Genomic DNA, 20848 nt, shown 5'->3' on the forward strand with positions numbered 1-20848 from the left:
GCTAATTCATACTCGCAGAACTTCTGCTTTGTCGAGGTCAAACTGAATCCCACATTGATGAGCACAAGACATGGAACCGAGTAACATGATCAAGATTTTCGAGAAGACCCTAAAGGGACGCGCGCAAAACGGATGGCGGAACAGTCGTTACGTAGCCTCGCGCCGTCGGTGTCAGCACGGAACCAATGTGGGGCTCGCGTGCTCAGAAAACCATGCTGTCAATTCAATCGAACCGAAACTGCAAGGAGGCCAGACGTGACGTGGCAACCCTATCTCATTTCGTTGGTCGCCGGTCTGGGGATCGGTGTGATCTATGGCCTGATCGCAGTCCGAAGCCCCGCCCCGCCGATCATCGCGCTATTGGGCCTTCTGGGCATGCTCGCCGGAGAAGCTGCAGTGCAGTGGATTAGGGGTCATTCCGACGCCGTTTCCCAAGCTCTTCATATGAAGTCTTTTGCCGTGACGCACACGGATAAGACCACCGAACCACCCAAAACAGAAACCCTTTAACCCCATCCAATCTGAACAATGGAGAAGTCAAATGTCGAAACACGAAATGATCACACCTGAGAACGCGGCCCTTGTGCTGATCGACTTTCAGCCCGCGATGTTCCAGGGCGTCGAAAGCCATGATCGCCTGTCGGTGATGCACAACGTCCAGATCCTTGCCAAAGGCGCGAAACTGTTTGGTTTGCCGACGGTGATCTCAACCGTCGCGAAAGACAGCTTCTCGGGTCCGTTCATGCCTGAAGTGACCGATCTGTATCCGGATCAGGAAGTCATTGACCGGACATCGATCAACTCTTGGGTTGATGAAAACTTCCGAAAAGCTGTTGCAGCCGCCGGCCGCAAAAAAATCGTTCTAGCGGGTCTGTGGACCGAAGCCTGCGTCATGTTCCCAACGCTCGACCTGCTGCGCGAAGGCTATGAGGTGTATATCCCAGCAGATGCGTGTGGAGACGTCACGCCTGAAGCCCACGAGCGTGCAATGGATCGTCTGGTTCAAGCGGGTGCGGTTCCGATGAACGCGCTTCAATTCGTCTTCGAGCTTCAGCAGGACTGGGCGCGCGGCGAAACCTACGATGGTGTCATGGATATCCTGAAAACGCATACGCCATACGGTATCCAGGTTCGCTTCTCGAAGTGGGCTTTGGGTGAGCACGCTTCTGAAGCTGGTATCGCTGCAGAATAATCTACCGCGCCACGCCCGCTCGGCCCCCTCATCCCTCCCCGTGAAGCCGAGCAGGCGATTTTTTAAACCTCCCCCTTAATCTGTGCCCCTTCGGTGGGCACAGACCGCTTCCCTTTTGCCAAAGGATTTTCACCATGGCCGCCCCAGACAAGATACTCTTCAACGGCAAGATCACGACAATGGATCCCGACATCCCCGAAGCAACAGCTATAGGTATTTCAGGCGATCACATCACCGCAGTTGGAACAGACAAAGACATGCTTGGGCTTGCGGGCCCCGAAACCGAGACTATTGATCTGGGCGGTCAGCGTGTAATTCCCGGTTTGATCGATAGCCATACGCACATCATCCGACAAGGCAACAACTTTGCGATGGAGCTGCGCTGGGACCACGTTCCGTCGCTTGCCGATGGTCTGCGTATGCTGAAGGCTCAGGCCGAACGCACTCCTGCTGGGCAGTGGATCCGCGTGGTTGGTGGTTGGTCCGTCGATCAATTCGCTGAAAAGCGCCTGCCAACGATTGACGAGATCAATGCGGTTGCGCCGGACGTGCCAGTCTATGTGTTGCACCTCTATGATCGCGCTTGGCTGAACAAAGCCGCCCTACGCGCAATCGGAATCGACAAACATTTCTACGAACCCTTTGTTTCGGGCCGCCTTGAGCGGGACAATCAGGGCAACCCGACAGGTCTCGCGATGGCGCGCCCGAACGCGCAGCCGCTCTACGCTCTTTTGGATATGGCCCCCAAGCTGGATTTCGAGCAGCAGGTCACATCGACCAAGCACTATTTAAAGGCACTGAATGGCCTTGGATTGACCTCAGCTTTGGATTGCGCGGGTGGCTTCCTGAACTATCCAGATGATTACGGCGTCATCACCGAATTGAACAAACGCGGTGAGCAGACCGTGCGCATCGGCTATCAGCTATTTGCCCAGCGTCCAATGTTCGAATTGGACGACTTCAAACGCTGGAATGACATCGTCAAGCCAGACGAAGGAAACGACTACCTGAAATGCGTGGGCGCGGGCGAGATGCTGGTCGCGTCTGCCTATGATTTCGAAGATTTCAGCTACCCCCGCCCCGATCTGCCCAAGCGGATGGAAGGGGACCTCAGGCCGGTACTCGAGTTCCTTTTCGAAAACCGCTGGCCGATCCGTTTCCATTGCACCTACGAGGAAAGCGCCCACCGGTTGCTAAGCCTTATTGAAGAGGTCGGGCGCGACAAAGGGTTGGAAGAGCTGAATTGGATTTTCGATCACGGTGAGACGATCTCGGAATCCACGATGGAATGGGTCGCCCGCCTGGGCGGAGGTATCAGTTATCAGAACCGCATCGCTTTTCAGACCACAGCCTATCGCGAACGGTACGGTGAAGACGCCCTTCGTGAGGTCATACCGGTCAAGAAGATGATGGAGTCCGGTGTACCGCTGGCCGCTGGCACGGATGCGACGCGAGTCTCCTCATACAATCCGTGGCTTGCCATTCATTGGGCGGTATCTGGCAAGGGCCGTGGTGGCGATGTCATCTGGAGTGCGGTGAACCGTTTGGATCGGCACGACGCGCTGCGACATTGGACCGCCGCCGGGGCTTGGTTCAGCCGGGAAGCGGGAAAGAAAGGTCAGATCAAGGCCGGACAATGGGCGGATATCGCAGTGCTCGACAGGGATTACTTCGCAATCGCCGAGGACGAGATAACCGAGATTGAGGCCGACCTGACACTCACGGGCGGAAAGATCGTACATGCCAAGGCTCGTTTTGCGGCACATGCACCTGCCCCGCTGCCGGAGCTTCCCGATTGGTCACCCATTCCAATTTTCGGCGCGCCCGGCGCTTCGACGCAGAGCCAAGGCAGCCTTGCCGCTGAATAGCGGCAAGACCTCAGGAGATTTCCCATGTTGGACGATCAAAAGCTAAAAATCACCTACAGCGAAAGCGATACAAAAGCACGATACGGCGCTTCGGTGTCCGGGATCGTGAGCGAGGCGGAACTGACGCTGTCAAAAGTCACGCGCAGCCTCGTTATCGCCGACCACACGTTTGTCCCGGAAGAGTTGCGTGGTCGCGGCTTGGCTCGGACCTTGGCCGCGCAGCTTGTGGCGGATGCGCGCGACAAGGGTCTCCGCATCGTGCCTCTTTGCCCGTTTGTTCGGTCCTACGCCGAAAGAAACCGCGAGGAGTTGGCAGATGTCATCCAGTGGTAGCATCGCGAAACCTGCACCTGCGGCATCAAACTCGGCTTGGGCCCCGTTCAAACATCGGGCGTTTGCGCTTCTTTGGGTTGCGACCCTGATCTCCAACGTCGGCACTTGGATGCATGATGTGGGCGCGGGGTGGTTGATGACGACGCTCAACTCATCTCCGGCGGTTGTCTCTCTCGTGCAGGCGGCAACAACCCTGCCGGTGTTCATCTTCGCCTTATATGCCGGTACGCTGGCGGATCGGTTGGATAAACGTAAGTTGTTGATCACAGTGAACGTTGTGCTTCTGGTACTGGTTGCGGTGCTAACAGTGCTGGTTCAGCTTGAACTGGTAACTCCTACGCTCCTGATCCTGTTCACATTGGCCATCGGAACTGGCACGGCTTTCATGGCTCCGGCCTGGCAAGCGATCGTGCCAACTCTGGTACCACGCGACGCATTGCAGCCCGCCATCGCGCTGAATTCAATGGGCATCAACATCAGCCGCGCGATCGGCCCTGCCTTGGCTGGTGTTTTGATTGCATCGGTCAGCTTGGCGGCCCCTTTTGCGGTCAACGCGGTCAGCTACACCGTGATCATTGGCGCACTATTGCTTTGGAAGCACGACGTGGATGTTTCAAAGACATCACAGCCCGTCTTCAATGCGATGATGACCGGCATGCGGCATGTCGCACATAACGGCCCGCTCAAGGCTACGTTAATCCGATCCTTTGCCTTCTTTATCTTTGCCTCTGCCTATTGGGCTCTGTTGCCGCTGGTCGTCCGAGCGATCGAAGGTGGCGGGGCGACGCTGTATGGTATGTTGTTGACTTTGATTGGTGCCGGGGCTGTCGCGGGTGCTTTGACACTTCCGCAGTTCCGAGCGAAGCTCGACGCAAGCACCACAGCAGCAGGCGGCACCATCGGCACAGCCATTGCCATGGCTATTCTTGCGACGGCGACAACACCTCCACTGGCCTATATCGCTGCACTGTTGGGTGGCTTTAGCTGGATTGCCGTTCTCACCACGTTCAATGTTTCGGCGCAGACGGCGCTGCCCAATTGGGTCAGGGCCCGAGGGTTGGCCGTAAATCTGATGGTCTTCTTTGGGTCCATGGCGTTTGGATCAGCAATCTGGGGTCAGGTGGCGACGGCAACATCTGTGTCGATCACCTTGTTGATCGCAGCAGGTGGTCTGATCGTCGGTTTGATCCTGACGCGCAAGCTCCAGCTTGGTCAGGGCGAAGATCTGGACCTGACGCCCTCTATGCATTGGCCTGCACCACAGGTTGCCCTTGAAGAGGACGGCTTGGCATCCCGCGGTCCTGTCATGGTCGAAGTCGAGTATCGGATACGACCCGAGGACGAAGCTGCGTTCCTGTCCGCCATTCAGGAATGGTCCGGCGAGCGCTGGCGCGATGGAGCCTATGACTGGCGCGTTTTCCAAAGTGCGGAAGAGCCTGAGCTATGGGTCGAGGCCTTCATGGTCTCTTCCTGGGAAGAACATCTGGCCCAGCATGAGCGTGTGTCACACCAGGATCAGGATCTTCAACAGACCGTCGCAGCCTTCGATACCCGTGAAAGTGGACCCGTCGTTCGCCATTTGATCGCACCATGATGAAAGTGTTTGAGATGCTGTCGATTTTGGTCATCAAAAGACCCTTGCCATCGGTCATGGTTCTTACGGCTCTATTCTGGGTCCATGCACCTGACCAGGCATCCGCGGATGGTACAGGTTTTGACGGCCGTATCGAAGCGGTCGAACGGTCAGACGTCTATAGCCGGGCAGAGGGCATTGTCGAAGAAGTTCTGGTTGAGCAAGGTGACTATGTCGAAGCGGGCACGCCATTGCTGCAGCTACGAAACGATCTGGACAAACTGGCGGTCGATGCTGCGAGCGCAGAGCTGGCCAAAGCAGAGGCTCTGTTGCTTCAAGCCCGAGATAGGCTGGGGCGCGCATCCCAACTCTCAACGCGCGGGGCGGTAACAGAGGTTGCTTTGTTGGACGCCGAAACCGATCTGGCTTTGGCTGAGGCCGAAAGGGCCTTGGGGGAAACCGAGTTGGAGATCGCACAAACCAACTACAACGACACGCTCATTCGTGCGCCGATCTCAGGACATGTCGAAGACCCGCGTGTTGGACCGGGTTCGCTGGTTGAGTTCAATTCGGGCGACCCGCCCCTGTTTCAACTCGTAAATCTGAACCGCTTGCGCGTTGTATTCGAGATTCCCTATGCCCAATGGGTTTCAGGGTTGAACACGAGCAACACTCGCTCAGAGGAGTTATCAAATTCTGGCCGGTTCCGTGTTGAAACGGAGATCGGTCAGGTTCTGACGGATGCAATTCGGCTCACCGGATCGGCAGTCTGGTTCGACGAAAACAGCGGAAAAATACGTGTCTGGGCAGATCTGGAAAACCCCGACCTAGCGTTGCGACCGGGAATGAAAGTTCGTGTCACGCCCATGGTCCGCCCAGTCACCGGCTCCGAGCAAAACCACTCCATGATCAGGCCATGACGAAATCCACTCCGCAAGATCCCCTCAACATCAGGCATCACAAGGACTGTTCCAAATGATCAAATTCGAATTGAACGGCCGACCCGTAGAGGTTGATAACCCCCCTGACGAAATGCTGCTGCTGGTCCTTCGAGATACACTCAAACTCAAGGGTACGAAATACGGGTGCGGTGCAGCCATGTGTGGGGCGTGCACGGTGCATGTGGACGGTGTGGCCAGCTTCGCATGTCAGATGTCGGTCAGCGATGTGGAGGATGCGCAAGTCACGACGATCGAAGGATTGTCCAAAGACGGCTCGCATCCTGTTCAGAAGGCCTGGGTCGAGGAACAGGTCGCACAATGCGGCTATTGCCAGTCGGGTCAGATCATGCGCGCAGCGGCACTTCTGGCGGTCAATCCATCGCCGACACGACAGGAAATCGTCGATGAAATGAGCCCGAACCTTTGTCGATGCGGAACGTACAACCGAATTTTCAAAGCCATCGAACGCGCAGCCAAGGAGGTTTGAGATGACTATGACCATGAACCGCCGTGGATTTCTACAAGGCGCTGCCGGACTGACATTTTTCATCGGTGCGGGGGGGATCTCATCTGTCCGGGCTGAGGCAGCTGTTGGCACTCTGGATGTCAATCACTGGTTGACGATCCGGGCCGATGGAAGCATCCGGATCGTCTTCCCGTCGACCGAAATGGGTCAAAGCAGCTACTCCACACTGCCACAAATCCTTGCTGAGGAGCTGGATGCTGCATGGGAAGACGTTGAGATCGAACAGTTAAACGCTGATGATCGACGCTTTGGAAATCAGCTGTTTGGCGGTGTTCTATATACGGCTGGCAGCACCGGAACGCAGTTCTATTTTGACCCGATGCGCAAGGCGGGCGCGCAGGCGCGCGACGTGTTGCTGCAAATTGCAGCACGTGAATGGGCTTTGGACAAAGCCAGCCTTAGGACCGAACCAAGTGTTGTTTTGGGTCCCGATGGCCAACAGGCCGGTTATGGTGAATTGGCGGCGCTTGGTTCAAGGGATGTTACGGTACCAGACGCTGAGACCGTGCCGCTGAAAGACCCATCCGCGTTTCGGATCATCGGGCAAGACCTTCCGCGTCGCGATGTTCCGGCCAAAAGCACAGGTCAGGCCGAATACGCGATCGATGTGGATGTGCCCAACATGGCCTATGCGGCGGTCCTACGCGCACCAGTCGAGGACGAGGTACCGCTTTCCATCAAGGACACTGCCGCACGCGAAGTACCGGGCGTTATCGATATCGTGACGGTGCCGGACGGAGTCGCCGTGGTGGCAGAAAGCCTGTGGTCTGCCTTGGGGGCACGGGGTTTGCTAGAGGTCGAATGGTCCACCACCTCACCCTTCCGTACCTCAAACAGCCAAGAGACGCTGGCCGAATACGCCGCCGTTGTCAGCGCTCCTGACGCGTCGGGTGCAACCTGGGCTGAGAAAGGTGACGCTCTTGCAGCCATTGGTAAAGCAGACCGCCAGTATTCGCAGCTTTATCTGTCGGACTATGCCTACCATGCTCAGATTGAGCCGATGGCGGCGGTCGCTGATGTCGACGCGGACGGGCAAGGTGCAGAGGTTTGGGCGGGCACGCAAACGCAGTCCTGGACCGCGCGCACCGTGTCCGAGGTGCTGGGTATCCCAGTCGAAAACGTTCGACTGAACATGATGACAATGGGCGGAGGATTTGGGCGACGCACAGCGCTGATGCAGAACTATGTGCGCGATGCAGTGCTGTGCTCTAAGGCCGTTGGACGCCCTGTCAAAGTGATCTGGCCGCGTGAAGACGACGTTAAGCAGGGAACCTTCCGCCCTGCGGCGGCTCAAAAACTTGAGGCCGGCTTGACGGCAGACGGTAACCTGGATGGGTGGTATCACAAGGTCGCGACACCAACGGTCATTGGGTTCTTCAACCCGCTGCGTTGGGATGCGGTGAACCCGAACGATGTGATCTCCATGCGGGGTGCGGAGAGCAAGTTCTATGGGATCAAAGATTTCCGCGCCGATCATCTGATAATGGACCGGCACGCCCGCCTTGCGCCCTATCGCGGTATTGGTGCGTCCTACACGGCCTTTGCGGCAGAGTGTTTTATGGATGAACTGGCAGAACAAGCCAAGCGGGATCCGTTGGAGTTCCGGCTAGATCTTGTTTCCGAAAACCCGCGTGGGCGACACCTGCTTGAGAAGGTGGCCGAGATGTCCGATTGGCAAAATCGGGGTGATCGAAACCTAGGGCTTTCTTTTGCAGGCTACAGTTCGTCCATGGCCGCAGGTGTGGCGGAAGTTGAAGTTGACGCGGATAGCGGAGAGATCCAGATCACCAACTTCTGGGCCGCAATCGATGCGGGCCTGATCGTCACGCCAGACAACGCGCTCAATCAGATCGAAGGTGGTATCGTGTTCGGTATCTCGATGGCTCTTTCTGAAAAGATCGACATCGAAAACGGTGAAGTGGTGCAGAGCAACTTCTGGGACTACGAGATTACACGCGCGTCGCAGATGCCAGAAATTGAGATCTACGTCGCAGAGGTTGATGCGCCGCCTGTAGGTGTTGGCGAGGTCGGCACGCCGATGGTGCCCGCGGCCATTGCCAACGCGTTCTATGCCGCGCAAGGCAAGCGCCTGCGCCACATGCCGTTTACTCCGGATCGCGTCACTGCCGCGCTGGAAACGTAGGTACCTAAGGATGCTGCCGGTCATTTCCTTTGACCGGCGGCGCATTTGGCAAGACCCAACTACAGACAAAGGACCCAATGCATGAGTTGGAACCCCACGCATAACCCTGAGTGCCCAAATAGCACGGCTGACAGTATTGAGACTTTGATTATTCCGCGTGCCCGTGATCTTGGTGGTTTTGAAGTCAGGCGTGCTTTGCCTGCGCCCGAACGCCAGATGGTTGGACCTTTCATCTTTTTCGACCAGATGGGTCCGGCAGAGTTCATCACAGAAGGCGGCATAGACGTTCGCCCCCATCCGCATATCGGTCTTGGAACAGTAACCTATTTGTATGATGGCGAGTTTGAGCATCGCGACAGCCTAGGCACCCATCAGATGATCTACCCGGGCGAAGTGAACTGGATGGTTGCAGGCAAGGGCGTAACGCATTCCGAACGCACCAGCGCGGAAACACGGGCCAAGCGCAATAAGTTGTTCGGGATTCAGACATGGATCGCGTTGCCAAAAGACCGCGAAGACATGGCACCGGACTTTGAACACCACAAGAACGCAGTGCTTCCGGAGCTTCAAGATACGGGCATTCAAACAAAGCTCATACTCGGATCGGCCTATGGCAAATCCAGCCCCGTGACGATGCAATCCGAGACGTTTTACGTCGATGTCATTCTTTCGCCGGGTGCGCATTTTCCATTGCCGGACGATCAGGAAGACCGTGGGATCTATGTCACTGAAGGGTCGGTTGAAATTGCTGGCGACGTCTTCGAAGCCGGGCAAATGATGGTCTTTCGACCCGGTGACAAAATCAGCGTTCGGGCTGGTGAGAAGGGTGCTCGTCTTATGGCGCTGGGTGGGGCAACCCTGAGCGAGGAGCGTTACATCTGGTGGAATTTCGTTTCATCGTCACGAGACAGGATTGAAGACGCCAAAGAGTCTTGGAAAGCGGCGGATTGGGCCAATGGCCCCTTCAAACTGCCACCGGGTGATGACGCCGAGCATATCCCTATCACGCCAGAACTTGAGCAGACCTTGCCCAATAGAAATGCCGAGCCTTCGACCTGACGTTTCGACCGGGTTTGCGAGCTTCATACCCTGCGCAAAACCCGGTCTAGAGGCCCAGGATACTACGTGCCTGGTCCGCTGTGGCAACCGGACGATTGTATTGTTCACAGATTTCTGCAGTCCGCGTTACAAGCGCCGCGTTTGATGGTGCCAGTGTATTGTGATCCAGGCGCACGTTGTCTTCTAAACCCGTGCGCGCATGGCCACCTGACGAAATTGCCCAGTGGTTCAGAACCTCCTGCTGCGCACCAATGCCTGCAGCGCACCAAGGCGCACCCGGAAATAGTCGGTCAACTGTTTTCACGTAGAAATCGAATACGTCCCGATCCGCGGGCATCGCGTTATTGACACCCATGACAAATTGCACATAAGGCGTGTCTTTGATTTGACCTTTCTTGTGCATCTCGGCCGCCTTCAGGATGTGGCTCAGATCGAAGGCTTCGATCTCTGGTTTGACGTCATAGGTCGCCATCTCAGCCGCGAGCCAGTCGACAAGATCGGGTGGGTTTTCGTAGACGCGCGTGGGGAAGTTGTTCGACCCTACCGACAACGAAGCCATATCCGGTCGCAACGGCAACATGCCGCCCCGCGTCTTGCCCGCCCCCGATCGCCCGCCTGTCGAAAACTGGATGATCATGCCAGGGCAGTGTTTCTCAAGCCCCTCTTTCAACCTTGCGAACTTTTCCGGGTCGCTCGAAGGCGTTTCGTCATCATTTCGAACATGGGCATGGCAGATGGCTGCCCCTGCCTCAAAAGCGGCCTGTGTGCTTTCGACTTGTTCCTCGACTGATATAGGCACAGCCGGGTTATTGGCCTTGGTTGGCAAGGACCCGGTTATTGCGACGCAGATGATGCAGGGGTCGGACATTTCACGCTTCTTTCGGTGCGAGGACAAAGTCGAATTCGACATCCCAATAGGGACCTTCAAAGCCAACTTCCGCAGATCGCGCCGGATCATCGACCCGGTTGAATTCGGCGATCAGGCTTTCTTTGACGCCAAATACCGCATCCGAATTGATGTATTGATCATCGGGATCGAAAATATGCGTAGTCAGGTCGTCGTAGCCGTCTTTTGAAACGATGTAGTGAAGGTGTGCCGGTCGGTACGGGTGTCGACCAAGACGCTTCAACAGATCGCCAACCGGCCCGTCATCTGGGATCGGATAGTTCTTTGGCCGAACCGCACGGAACCAATAGGTCCCATCGGCACCGGTCGTAAAGACGCCGCGCAGGTTAAAATCAGGTTGAATACCTTTCTGCTGCACGTCGTAAAACCCATCATCATTGGCTTGCCAGACATCAATCTTGACGCCTTCCAGCGGGTTGCCGTCCACATCGGTGACACGACCCCGCACCACCATGTCCTCGCCCTTTTGGTCGAGACAAATGTTATGCCCCATATCATATTCCGGAGCGCCGCCTACGTGGAACGGGCCCAACACGGTGTTCTCGGAGGCCCCGGTTGGGCGGCGAGAGTTCACGGCATCCACCAACATCGAAACGCCCAGAACATCCGATAGAAGGATAAACTCCTGCCGCCAGTCATCGCACATATGCCCGACCTTGGTCAGGAACATGATCGCCTCGAACCATTCCTGCTGCGTCGGCTCGATTTCCTTAACCGCTTCATGGAGCTTTCGCGTGATGACCTCCATCACTTGCTTAAGCCGTTCGTTTTCTGCGTTTTTGTTGCGTGCCGTGACGACCTCGGCCGAGTTTTCCTCGGTGAAGTATCCCATCTCATGCGAGTCCATTTTGGCCTCCTGACTTGTATAAGTTTGCTCCAGATTGGCTCATCGCGAAAGTACTGTGGTCAGCGCGCGACGCAGTTGGGCTTCGGCATCCGCAGCCATATCAGCTGAGCGCCACGCCACGTGTTGATCAGGACGGACCAACAAACAGCCCCTATCCGAAATCTCCGACGCGCGCGCCCAATCCCCGGTGTGGTCAACATAGGTCTGGCGCGGGCCGATGACGTGACAGCGAATGGGCATGCCCAGTTCTTTCGAAACGGTCTCAGCCGCTGTTACCCAGGCCTCGCCACCAATCCCGGTCAGGACGGTGATTTCTCCGCGACCGCACAAATCCAGAGTTGAATGTTTGTTCCCAGTATCATGATCAAACACCCAAACATGTGGGATGCGCGCGCCGGGCCAAGTCGTGGGCTGGTAGTGCAGCTCAGCATCCTGATCAAAACCGGGATTGGGTTGACCATCCGTTTCAATCGCACAGGAGTTGTAGCGTTGGTTCATTTCTACACCATGCGCATCGAACTCATACTTCTTGAAGGTGATCGCCTCGCGAATGGCCTGCCTTTGTGCCGCAGCTTCAGGCGTTGATCCGGAGCGTGCCTCAAGGTTGCTTTGCATGACCTCTGGGTCGACACCTTCGGCCATTCCGAGCGACTCAAAGATGGGACCGAATTCACCGATGGATTGATTGGCCCGTGTAACGATCTGCTTTGCCACGGGTGCGCGTTCTTCGCTGTAGCTATCCAGCAGGTTCTCTCCGGCATGGCCTTTCAGGACTGCGGCCAGTTTCCAGGCGAGGTTGAAGCTATCCTGAATTGACGTGTTTGACCCCAGCCCGTTGGACGGAGGGTGTCGGTGCGCCGCATCGCCCATGATGAATACGCGGTCCTTTTGCATATGGGTCGCGTACATATTGTTGACGGTCCAGGTGTTGGCGCTGATCAGTTCAATCTCAAGCTCGGGGTCGCCGACAAGCTGACGCGCCACCTGAGTGGCCATGGCCTCGTCAACTTCGGGCGCTGGTTGGTTGATGTCATAGCCCCAGACAATGAGCCATTCGTTCCAAGGGCGGACCATGCGGACCAGACCCATGCCGATTCCACCGACATTCGCACCCGGTTGCATCACCCAATAGAGGACCGATGGCCGATGCGCGACATATTTGCTGAGATCAGCGCGGAACAGGATGTTCATCGATCCGCCGACGCCCATCTGACCTTCGAATGGTAGACCGGCATGTTCGGCAACCAGAGAATTGCCCCCATCCGCGCCGACCAGGTATTTCGACCGGATCGTGATTTCTTCGCCCGACAAACGATCCAAACAAGTCGTCGTCACACCATCTGCGTCTTGCTCATGTCGCAAGTATTCGGTGCTCATGCGTGCCTGAGTCCCACGGCGACAGGCGGTGCCAAACAGGATCGGTTCCATGAACGTCTGTGGAAGATCATTCATCATTGTCGGACTGGACAGCAGATGTTCTGCCTTGGATAGAGGATGATTGCCCCAGCTTTTCATCCGTCCGATTTCCTCACCGGCGAGGCTTTCGCAGAACACGTTTTCGCCCATCAGATCCTGGTGCGCGGCGTGCATATAGGCTTCGGCCTCGACCTCGTGACCAAGGTCGCGCAGAACCTCCATCGTGCGCTGATTGGTGATATGCGCGCGCGGCGTATTGGCCAGCCAGCGATAGCGGTTGATGACCATGTTCTCGACGCCATAGCTCGACAGCAAAGCCGCCGTTGCAGACCCCGCCGGGCCGGTCCCGATGATCAGGACATCCGTTGTGATGGTGGCCATAAGCTCTCTCCCTTGTTTTTGAATTTCTCAGGACCGCGGATCCCAAAGGCGGCCGTCGTATTCGGCCTCATAGGCTTTGCCGTCCGGGTAGCTGACCAGTTCCAGCTGCATGCCCCAGGGGGCAAGGAAATAGACCCAGGTCTCGCCAGCGCTTGGGCCTTCGGCCATAGTTGTCGGGTTGCCCAGAACCTGAATGCCCTTGTCCTGCAAATAGCTGACGGCACTTTCCATATCGGTGGTGTAGAACGCGATGTGATGCCCGCCGATATCCGAGTTTCGCGGCAGCTTCGTATCCTGATCCGGCGCGGTGTATTCGAAGATTTCGAAATTGGCGCCATTGCCACAGCGTACCAGCCGCATCGTCGGTATCTCGGCCTTGGCGTCCACGTTCAAGTGGTCCGCCATCCAAGTGCTTTCACCGCCCGAGAACGGTCCCAACGGGTAGAACACATTGCAACCGATGACGTTCTGAAAGAAGGTGACAGCCTCATCGACACTCGGAACTGTAAATCCCACGTGGTCTGTGCCCGTCATTCCCGGCAAGGAACTGCCAGCAAATGCGCCAGTTCCAAGTGCTGTGACTGCGACCGTCAATGCAAGTGTTTTCATGGATCAATCCTCCTTGTTCGACTGCGCGCCAACCACCAAACGACGGCGCACGGGGAATATTTGAAGTCCGGTTTTCTCAGAGATCAGCCCCCAGATGCCGCGCGGTGCGAAGAGCATGACGGCGATCCCGATCAGCCCGAGCACCATGAGGTACCAGGAGCCGTAATCAGCGAGCAGGCTTTGCAAGATGAAGAAGATCAGCACGCCGAGGATCGGGCCTTCGATGGTGCCGATGCCTCCGATCACGACGATGAAGATCACATAAGCCGTCCAGTCGGTGACCGAAAACGCCGCATCGGGTGAAATCCGAAGCTTTTGAACGTAAATCAGAGCGCCGGTCAGTCCCGTCCCAGCAGCTGAGACCATGTAGACCAGCCATTTCATCCGCACCGCATCCACACCGACGGATTTCGCTGCTTCGACATTGTCGCGTACCGCAGCCAATGCCAGCCCGCGCTTTGTTCTGAGCAGCCAGTAGATACCCGCAATCGTTGCGATCACCAGCGCCAAGGCCAGCCAGTAGGTCAGGATATCTCGCGCTGCCGCTCCGCGAACATCAAACGTGGTCTGGATCCATTCGGTGGCCCACATCTCGCGTGTCGCGGTGCGCGGCAGAGAGGTTCCGGTGCCGCCGCCAAGCACTTTCCATTGGGCCACCAGTAGGCGCATGACCTCGGCGATGACCCATGTGCCGATGGCGAAATAGGCCCCTTGCAGGCGGAAGGCGAAGAAGGCCGTGGGTATGGCGACAATCAGGGCTGCAACGCCGCCCAGCAGGATCGCCGGAACCGGGTCCATACCCCAAAGGATGACGCCGCCGAACATGGCGTAGGCCCCCATGCCTACGAAGGCTTGCTGGCCGACAGACACAAGGCCACCATACCCCGCAAGCAAGTTCCAGAATTGCGCCAGTACAAGCATGGTGAAGATGAAAAACAGGTCTTGAATCAACCCCCTGCTGGCAAAAGTCGGCAGCAGGATGAACAAGATGATTAGGGCGATGCAGACGGCTCCGGCACTGTAGGACGCGCGGGTCTGAGTTTGGACTCGGTACATTGAGGTATCAGCCATCAGTCCACCGCCCTTGGAAACAGGCCTCTGGGTTTGATCAGAAGCACGATAAGAAACGCCAGGTGGCCAGCGAGGATTTGCCATTCGGGGTTGATTGCTGCGCCGACAGTCTGAGCGACGCCAATGATGATGCCCCCGATCAGCGTGCCCCACAGGCTGCCGAGGCCACCAATGATCACGGCCTCAAAGGCGTAGATCAAGCGGGCTGGGCCGATGTTCGGGTCAAAGTTCGCTCGCATACCCAGATAGAGCGCCGCCAAGGTCACCACGAGCATTGCGATGGCTGTCGCAGTGGCGAAGATACGTTCTGGCCGGATACCCATCAGACCCGCTGTCACCGCATCATCCGAGGTTGCGCGGAAGGCCCGACCCAGTTCGGTGCGATAAAAAAGTTGGTTGAGCCCGACGATCACAAGGATCGCAGAGGCAAAGGTCAGCAGCGGAAGAACGCCAAGGTTCAGCCCGCCCATCTGAACGGACGCCGTTGCAATCTCACCCGCAGGCAAACGTTGGCTATCGGCTGAGAACCCTTCGAGCAGAGCATTCTGCAAGACGACCGACAGACCGAATGTCACAAGTAAAGGCGGCAGGATATCAGGCCCCAGAACGCGGTTCAGCACGTGCCTCTGCAAAGCCCAACCGACGCCAAACATAATCGGCGCGGCAATGATTGCCGCCAGAAACGGAGAGAGCCCAAGCAGCGAGACCAGCAGAAGGATCAGATAGGCGGCAAAGACGATCAGATCGCCATGGGCCAGATTGACCAAGCGCATGATCCCGAACACAAGGCTCAGCCCAGCTGCAAAAAGCGCATAGAGCCCGCCCAACAAAACGCCCTGAATGATAGTGTCGATCCAGATCATGCGGCGGCTCCTCCGAAATAGGCGTCATGAATGGCCTCACGGCTGAGCGTCTCGGCGGTGCCTTCCAGCGTGACGCGACCCTCCATCATGCAGTAGACGCGATCCGTGACTTTCATCGCCTGGCCAATGTCCTGCTCCACCACGATCAGGCTGGCTCCGGCTTCCTGAATGCGGGGGACGGCATCGTAGATGTCTTTGATGACCACCGGCGCGAGGCCAAGGCTGATCTCGTCACAGAGCAGAACACGGGGGTTGCTCATTAGCGCGCGGCCGATTGCAACCATCTGTTGCTGTCCGCCAGATAGGGCCGTGCCTGGATGGTTCCGGCGCTCTTTCAGGATCGGGAACAGGTCGTAGATTGTTTGCAAAGACCAATGGCCAGATACCTTGCGGCCATAGGTGCCGATCAGCAAGTTTTCCTCGACGCTTAGGGAAGGAAACAGCCGACGCCCCTCGGGCACCATGGCCACTCCGCGCGCCATAATTTGGTCTGCGGCCAGATCTCCTATGGGTTGCTCATCAAAGCGTACTTGGTCGGACCCGTTGGTCAGAACGCCCGAGATTGAGCGCATGAGGGTCGATTTCCCGGCCCCGTTTGCACCGATGATGGCAACGGTTTCGCCTTCGTTCAGATGGATATCCACGCCGAACAGGGCTTGGAAATCGCCATAATGGGCGGTCAGTGCGTGGGTCTCTAGCAGGCTCATCAGACTTCGATCCCCAGATAGATTTCTTTGACTTCCCGGCTGTTCATGATTTCGTCCGGATCACCGAGGCCGATGACCTTGCCGAAATCCAGAACCAGCAGGCGTTCGACGACCGAAGTGAGCGCATGCAGAACGTGTTCAATCCAGATGATCGTCACGCCACTGCTGTGCAGCCCCTTGATCGTGTTGATCAGCGCGGTGCATTCCGCGTCGGTCAGCCCCCCGGCAATCTCGTCCAAAAGCAACAGCTTGGGATTGGTTGCCATCGCGCGGGCCAACTCCAGCCGCTTGCGTTGCAACAGCCGCAATCCTCCGGCCGTGTCATTGGCCACATCCAGCAACTCCGTTTGCTCAAGAATACGGGCGCAGTCCTGTTCGACCTCGTGTTCGGATTTACTCTGCCCGTGCGTCGCGGCCACCAGCAGGTTTTCGAACACCGTCAGATGATCAAACGGCTGAGGGATCTGGAACGAACGCCCTATGCCCGACAAGCAGCGCTGCATCGGCGGCACGCGCGTCACGTCAGCCCCGTCGAAATGGATTGATCCAGCATCTGAGGTCAGGTTGCCGGTAATCAGATTGAACAGCGTCGACTTGCCCGCCCCATTCGGGCCAATGATCCCAAGGGCCTGCCCCTGCGCGACATCAAAACTGACATCGTCAGTGACGGTGAGCGCACCGAAGCTTTTTGAGACGTTTTTGAGCGAAAGTATGGTCATACCGGAGTTCCTGCCCCGGACAGGGTCCGGGGCGTTGTTGTCGTTGCGATCAGGAGATTTCTTCCATCACACCCGCGGTCGGGATCTCGGGCGCCGAAGAGTTGTCGACGATCACGAGGTCATAGCTGCCATTGTCGAGCAGCCTCCACTGCCCCCCGACCAAGGGCGTTTTCGCAACGTTCTGCGCAGCGAAGGGTGGCAAGCCCGCACCATCAAAGGCGATACGGCCAACAATCGAGTCCAGCTGCGTGGCAGCTATAGCCTCGGCTACGGCATCGCCATCACCTGCGTCCTCAACACGTCCCATGACGTTGGCGGCCATTTCAAACAGCGCGTGCACAAAGCCGATGGGTTGGGTCCATTGGCGGCTTGTGGCGGCTGTGTAGCCTTGCGCCAGTTCCGCCGAACTCGCGCCGGTCAGCGACGATGAGAACGGATGCGTCGGTGACCACCACACTTCGGAACTCAGGTTATTGCCTGCGTTACCCAAAGCTTCGACAGCCTGCGGGAACAGGATGGCTTTGCCGATGCTCGCCGCCTTGGGGGTAAAACCTTGCTGCTTGGCCTGGCTCCAAAAGGTGGTGAAGTCAGGCGGGATCGGGACGCCAGTTACGATTTCGACATTCGCTTGGCGAAATGCGTTGATTTGGGCCGAGAAGTCGTCCGTCAGGTTCTGGTACCGTCCGGGATCTGTCAGGCTATATCCCAACTCGGATAGAACCGGCGGGAAGCCCACATTCGGGTCGCCCCAAGCATTGCCATCACCGTCATTCGGGAACAATGCACCGACCTGCTTGTTGGTCTCCAATTGGCCCCACATCGCCGTGAAGACCGAGATCACGTCCTCAAGGCCCCAGAAGAAGTGATAGGCGTAGTAGAATGGCTCCCAACTAGCTGGATCGCCGGGATTGCCCTGCTGGCCGATAAACCACGGCTGCCACGGGGCAACAGTGGAGATACAAGGCACTTCCTCGGCCTCACAGGTCGAGGCAACCGGGTTGGTCGTTTCGGGTGTCGAAGCGACCAGCATTAAGTCAATCTCATCGTCCACGATCAACTCGCCTGCGACATCTGCGGCGCGGTTCGGGTTCGACTGGCTGTCTTTGACGATGACTTCGAAATTCACACCGGCCTCGGACGCGGCGAAATTGTCGAGAATAAACTTGTCGGCCTCAGAGAAGGCAGCAAGAGGACCTGATTGCGGGCTGACATAGCCCAGCTTGATCTTGGCGCTCTGAGCGATAGCGGGGGCCGCGAGCGTGCCGGCGGCCAAGCCGAGGCCGGTTGCGGCGCTGGATTGCAGCAATTTGCGTCGTGTGATCATGTGTCCCTCCCTTGACACGGTGAAGTCAAACGTTTGGGGCGTTGCCCGCCCAAGCGTTTTGAAGAAGCGCCCGCAGCCCATCAGCAGTGACCGGCTGCGGGTTCCAATACGGGTTCTTGAGTGCGATTTCGGTGGCGCGATCCAGATCGGCCTCTGAAAGACCAAAGTCTTTGAGAGCAATTGGTGCGCCCATGGATTTGGCAAAATCCCAAAGGGCTTGCCCGGGTCCAGAACCGCCGAGAACATCTGACACCGGGGCCAGCAGCTCCGGTACACCCGCCTCGTTGTAGGCGATGGCATGGGGCAGAATGACCGCGTGGGTTTCCGCGTGCGGCAGATTGAAGGACCCACCCAGCGTATGGCAAAGCTTGTGATGCAACGCCATTCCAACCAGACCAAGCACAGTGCCGCAGGCCCATGCACCGCGCTGCGTTTCTTCTCTGGCTTTCAGGTCGCCGGGGTTTGCCACAACGGTCGGCAGGCCTTCTGCAAACGCCTTCAGGCCGTCGATCGCCAATTCCGTGGTCTGATCCGTACGATCCTTGGCATAAAGCGCCTCAGTTGCATGAGCCATGGCGTTCAAGGCGCTGGTCACGGTCATTGCGGGCGGCAATGACGCGACAAGTTCGGGGTCGTACAGAATCACGCGCGGCAGAACCTTCTGGTCTGTCAGGGTAGTCTTGATGCCATCCTCAGTCTGGCCCAGGATCGGAGTTGCCTCGCTGCCGGCATATGTTGTCGGGATGGCGATTTGTGGCAAAGAGGTCCGAAGGGCAATCGCCTTGCCTAAGCCAATCGTCGAACCTCCACCGATAGAGACAATGCTGTCGGCTTTGACAGACAACGCGTGTTCAACCGCTTCTTCGGTCACGCCGACAGGGGTGTGCATCGTTGCCCGGCTGAAGACACCTGCAGCACGATCCCCAACAGTTGTTGCAAGCTCCATTGCCATATCGACTTGCTGAGGCGTCGATAGGATCAGCGCCTTGTTCGATCCCAGCTCCGCCAACTCCGTGCAGATGTCGTTGCGCAAACCTGCGCCGAACCGGACTTTCTGGCCATTGATGCTGGTGGTGCTGAGAGCCATTGGGCGCGTTCCTGACAAGCGATGGATTGCGGGTCTGGTGGAAACGCTAGCAGGCGAAGACAGCACTCTTGATCGAATTAACGACCATCAATATAACTTTGAGTTATGAAGCTGGATCCAAGACATCTCGAAATTCTTGCGGCTATTGTCGAGGCCGGAGGATTGACCGAAGGCGCTGCTTTACTTGGGAAATCTCAACCCAGTATCTCCAGAAGCGTCTCTCTCTTGGAGGACAGGGTGGGAGAGCCCTTATTCCTGCCGACCCGAAGACCTTTGCAACCCACTGAGCTTGGTCTTGCGCTGGCTCAGGAAGGTCAAAGAATCCTGAGCGCGGGTCGCCATGCAAGTCGTGTTGTAGACGAGCACCGGCAGGGCATTGCCGGTGCGGTGCGGGTTGCGGGTACGCCGATCTTTATGGACGGTGTTATCTCGAACGTGATTGCAGAGTTTCAGGCCGAGTATCCCAATGTTCGGATCGACCAATCCTACGGATACCCCACAGAACTTTTGTCTCAGTTATCCTCTGAAACTCTGGACTTGGCCATTCTCCCTATGCGTCCGGCAGACGTGTCTGATGAGTACGAGTTTCGTCAAATCCTGCCTGGTCGAAACGTCATTGCGTGCCGTGTTGGGCACCCATTGGCGCGCAAAAAAGAGGTGAAGCTGGAAGATATCACCGAGTATTCCTGGATCGCGCCACCTGCAAATAGCCCGCTGTTTCGTGATTTGCGAAACACGCTGGACGGTATCGGTATGCGCGACCTCAAAATCAGTTTCACGGGCGGATCTTTGAGTGCGGTTGTGAATGTTCTGACGGGTTCAGATTCCTTAACCGTTTTACCCTATTCGGTGGTCTTTATGATGCAACGGCAAAAAACTCTGACAGCACTTCCAATAAAGATTGGTGATCCCGATCGCCACTTGGGTTGCGTTACGCTAAGGGCCCGAAGCATGACGGCCTCATCGAACCGTGTGCTTGAGTTCATAAATCAGAAATTCGAGATGCTCGATCGATTGATTCGCAAGGCCTAGGTTCTGGACCCATTAATTTGGTTGCCGCCATTTCGGCTGCGTGATTCAAGCCCCTGAGTTTCAGGGGTATATCATGAGCAATCTATTCTGGCTGACTGACGAACAGATGGCGCGCCTTCAGCCTTATTTTCCGAAGAGCCATGGCAAGCCGAGGGTTGATGATCGACGTGTTTTGAGCGGTATTATCTTCATCAATCGCAATGGGTTGCGTTGGCGTGACGCTCCCAAGGAATATGGGCCGCACAAGACG

General features: G+C 57.0%; 21 protein-coding genes. 11 read left to right on the forward strand and 10 right to left on the reverse strand.

What is annotated here, in order from left to right:
• Window positions 1-255 precede the first annotated feature (255 nt).
• The 9 genes from AC2FFE_RS20020 (at window position 256) to AC2FFE_RS20060 (ending at window position 9635) form a co-directional block, all read left to right on the forward strand.
• Entirely contained in the window at window positions 256-510 is a 255-nt protein-coding gene (locus AC2FFE_RS20020; RefSeq protein WP_496820999.1) for a DUF1427 family protein, read from the forward strand.
• Window positions 511-541: 31 nt separating this feature from the next.
• Complete coding sequence (locus AC2FFE_RS20025) at window positions 542-1192, forward strand: hydrolase (RefSeq protein ID WP_496821000.1); 651 nt, start codon at window positions 542-544, stop codon at window positions 1190-1192.
• A gap of 134 nt (window positions 1193-1326) precedes the next feature.
• Window positions 1327-3060 carry an amidohydrolase gene (locus AC2FFE_RS20030; RefSeq protein WP_496847510.1) on the forward strand — a complete coding sequence of 578 codons (1734 nt, stop codon included), beginning with the start codon at window positions 1327-1329 and terminating at the stop codon, window positions 3058-3060.
• Between the two features lie 24 nt (window positions 3061-3084).
• Window positions 3085-3393, forward strand: a complete 309-nt coding sequence (locus AC2FFE_RS20035; RefSeq protein WP_496821002.1) for a GNAT family N-acetyltransferase — start codon at window positions 3085-3087, stop codon at window positions 3391-3393.
• Window positions 3377-4987, forward strand: a complete 1611-nt coding sequence (locus AC2FFE_RS20040; RefSeq protein ID WP_496821003.1) for an MFS transporter — start codon at window positions 3377-3379, stop codon at window positions 4985-4987. Before AC2FFE_RS20035 ends, AC2FFE_RS20040 begins: the two co-directional genes overlap by 17 nt.
• Complete coding sequence (locus AC2FFE_RS20045; protein ID WP_496821004.1) at window positions 4984-5886, forward strand: efflux RND transporter periplasmic adaptor subunit; 903 nt, start codon at window positions 4984-4986, stop codon at window positions 5884-5886. The genes AC2FFE_RS20040 and AC2FFE_RS20045 overlap by 4 nt, the downstream gene beginning before the upstream one ends.
• Before the next feature lie 55 nt (window positions 5887-5941).
• The gene (locus AC2FFE_RS20050; protein WP_496821005.1) at window positions 5942-6394 is read left to right on the forward strand and encodes a (2Fe-2S)-binding protein; all 453 of its coding nucleotides are present in this window, start codon (window positions 5942-5944) and stop codon (window positions 6392-6394) included.
• Window position 6395: 1 nt separating this feature from the next.
• Window positions 6396-8576 (forward strand): xanthine dehydrogenase family protein molybdopterin-binding subunit, encoded by a 2181-nt coding sequence (locus AC2FFE_RS20055; protein ID WP_496821007.1) that lies wholly within the window; start codon window positions 6396-6398, stop codon window positions 8574-8576.
• Window positions 8577-8657: 81 nt separating this feature from the next.
• Window positions 8658-9635, forward strand: coding sequence for a pirin family protein (locus AC2FFE_RS20060; protein WP_496847511.1), 978 nt, complete (start codon window positions 8658-8660; stop codon window positions 9633-9635).
• A gap of 46 nt (window positions 9636-9681) precedes the next feature.
• Here AC2FFE_RS20060 and AC2FFE_RS20065 read toward each other — a convergent pair whose 3' ends face one another.
• The 10 genes from AC2FFE_RS20065 to AC2FFE_RS20110 are packed head-to-tail and all read right to left on the reverse strand — an operon-like array spanning window position 9682 to window position 19566.
• Window positions 9682-10503 carry a 3-oxoadipate:acetyl-CoA acetyltransferase gene (locus AC2FFE_RS20065; protein WP_496847512.1) on the reverse strand — a complete coding sequence of 274 codons (822 nt, stop codon included), beginning with the start codon at window positions 10501-10503 and terminating at the stop codon, window positions 9682-9684.
• Between the two features lies 1 nt (window position 10504).
• Window positions 10505-11389, reverse strand: a complete 885-nt coding sequence (locus AC2FFE_RS20070; RefSeq protein WP_496821011.1) for an intradiol ring-cleavage dioxygenase — start codon at window positions 11387-11389, stop codon at window positions 10505-10507.
• A gap of 39 nt (window positions 11390-11428) precedes the next feature.
• The gene (locus tag AC2FFE_RS20075) at window positions 11429-13186 is read right to left on the reverse strand and encodes an FAD-dependent oxidoreductase (RefSeq protein WP_496847513.1); all 1758 of its coding nucleotides are present in this window, start codon (window positions 13184-13186) and stop codon (window positions 11429-11431) included.
• Window positions 13187-13213: 27 nt separating this feature from the next.
• Window positions 13214-13795 carry a VOC family protein gene (locus AC2FFE_RS20080; RefSeq protein WP_496847514.1) on the reverse strand — a complete coding sequence of 194 codons (582 nt, stop codon included), beginning with the start codon at window positions 13793-13795 and terminating at the stop codon, window positions 13214-13216.
• A 3-nt stretch (window positions 13796-13798) separates the two neighbouring features.
• Window positions 13799-14866, reverse strand: a complete 1068-nt coding sequence (locus tag AC2FFE_RS20085) for a branched-chain amino acid ABC transporter permease (protein WP_496821014.1) — start codon at window positions 14864-14866, stop codon at window positions 13799-13801.
• Window positions 14866-15729 carry a branched-chain amino acid ABC transporter permease gene (locus tag AC2FFE_RS20090; RefSeq protein WP_170680886.1) on the reverse strand — a complete coding sequence of 288 codons (864 nt, stop codon included), beginning with the start codon at window positions 15727-15729 and terminating at the stop codon, window positions 14866-14868. Before AC2FFE_RS20090 ends, AC2FFE_RS20085 begins: the two co-directional genes overlap by 1 nt.
• Window positions 15726-16436 (reverse strand): ABC transporter ATP-binding protein, encoded by a 711-nt coding sequence (locus AC2FFE_RS20095; protein WP_496847515.1) that lies wholly within the window; start codon window positions 16434-16436, stop codon window positions 15726-15728. Before AC2FFE_RS20095 ends, AC2FFE_RS20090 begins: the two co-directional genes overlap by 4 nt.
• A complete protein-coding gene (locus AC2FFE_RS20100) occupies window positions 16436-17155 on the reverse strand; it encodes an ABC transporter ATP-binding protein (protein WP_170680888.1) in 720 nt (239 codons plus the stop codon). The genes AC2FFE_RS20095 and AC2FFE_RS20100 overlap by 1 nt, the downstream gene beginning before the upstream one ends.
• A gap of 49 nt (window positions 17156-17204) precedes the next feature.
• Window positions 17205-18479, reverse strand: coding sequence for an ABC transporter substrate-binding protein (locus tag AC2FFE_RS20105; RefSeq protein ID WP_496847516.1), 1275 nt, complete (start codon window positions 18477-18479; stop codon window positions 17205-17207).
• 25 nt (window positions 18480-18504) lie between these two features.
• Entirely contained in the window at window positions 18505-19566 is a 1062-nt protein-coding gene (locus AC2FFE_RS20110; RefSeq protein ID WP_496821018.1) for a maleylacetate reductase, read from the reverse strand.
• Between the two features lie 105 nt (window positions 19567-19671).
• On the opposite strand from AC2FFE_RS20110, the gene AC2FFE_RS20115 reads away from it, so the two are divergent.
• Together AC2FFE_RS20115 and AC2FFE_RS20120 are read left to right on the forward strand one after the other, a co-directional pair.
• Window positions 19672-20598 (forward strand): LysR family transcriptional regulator, encoded by a 927-nt coding sequence (locus AC2FFE_RS20115; protein WP_496847517.1) that lies wholly within the window; start codon window positions 19672-19674, stop codon window positions 20596-20598.
• 73 nt (window positions 20599-20671) lie between these two features.
• Window positions 20672-20848, forward strand: a 177-nt coding sequence (locus AC2FFE_RS20120) for a transposase (RefSeq protein ID WP_496847518.1), incomplete at its 3' end; no start/stop codon positions are given.

The sequence above is a fragment of the Ruegeria sp. YTSA168 genome (assembly GCF_059610045.1).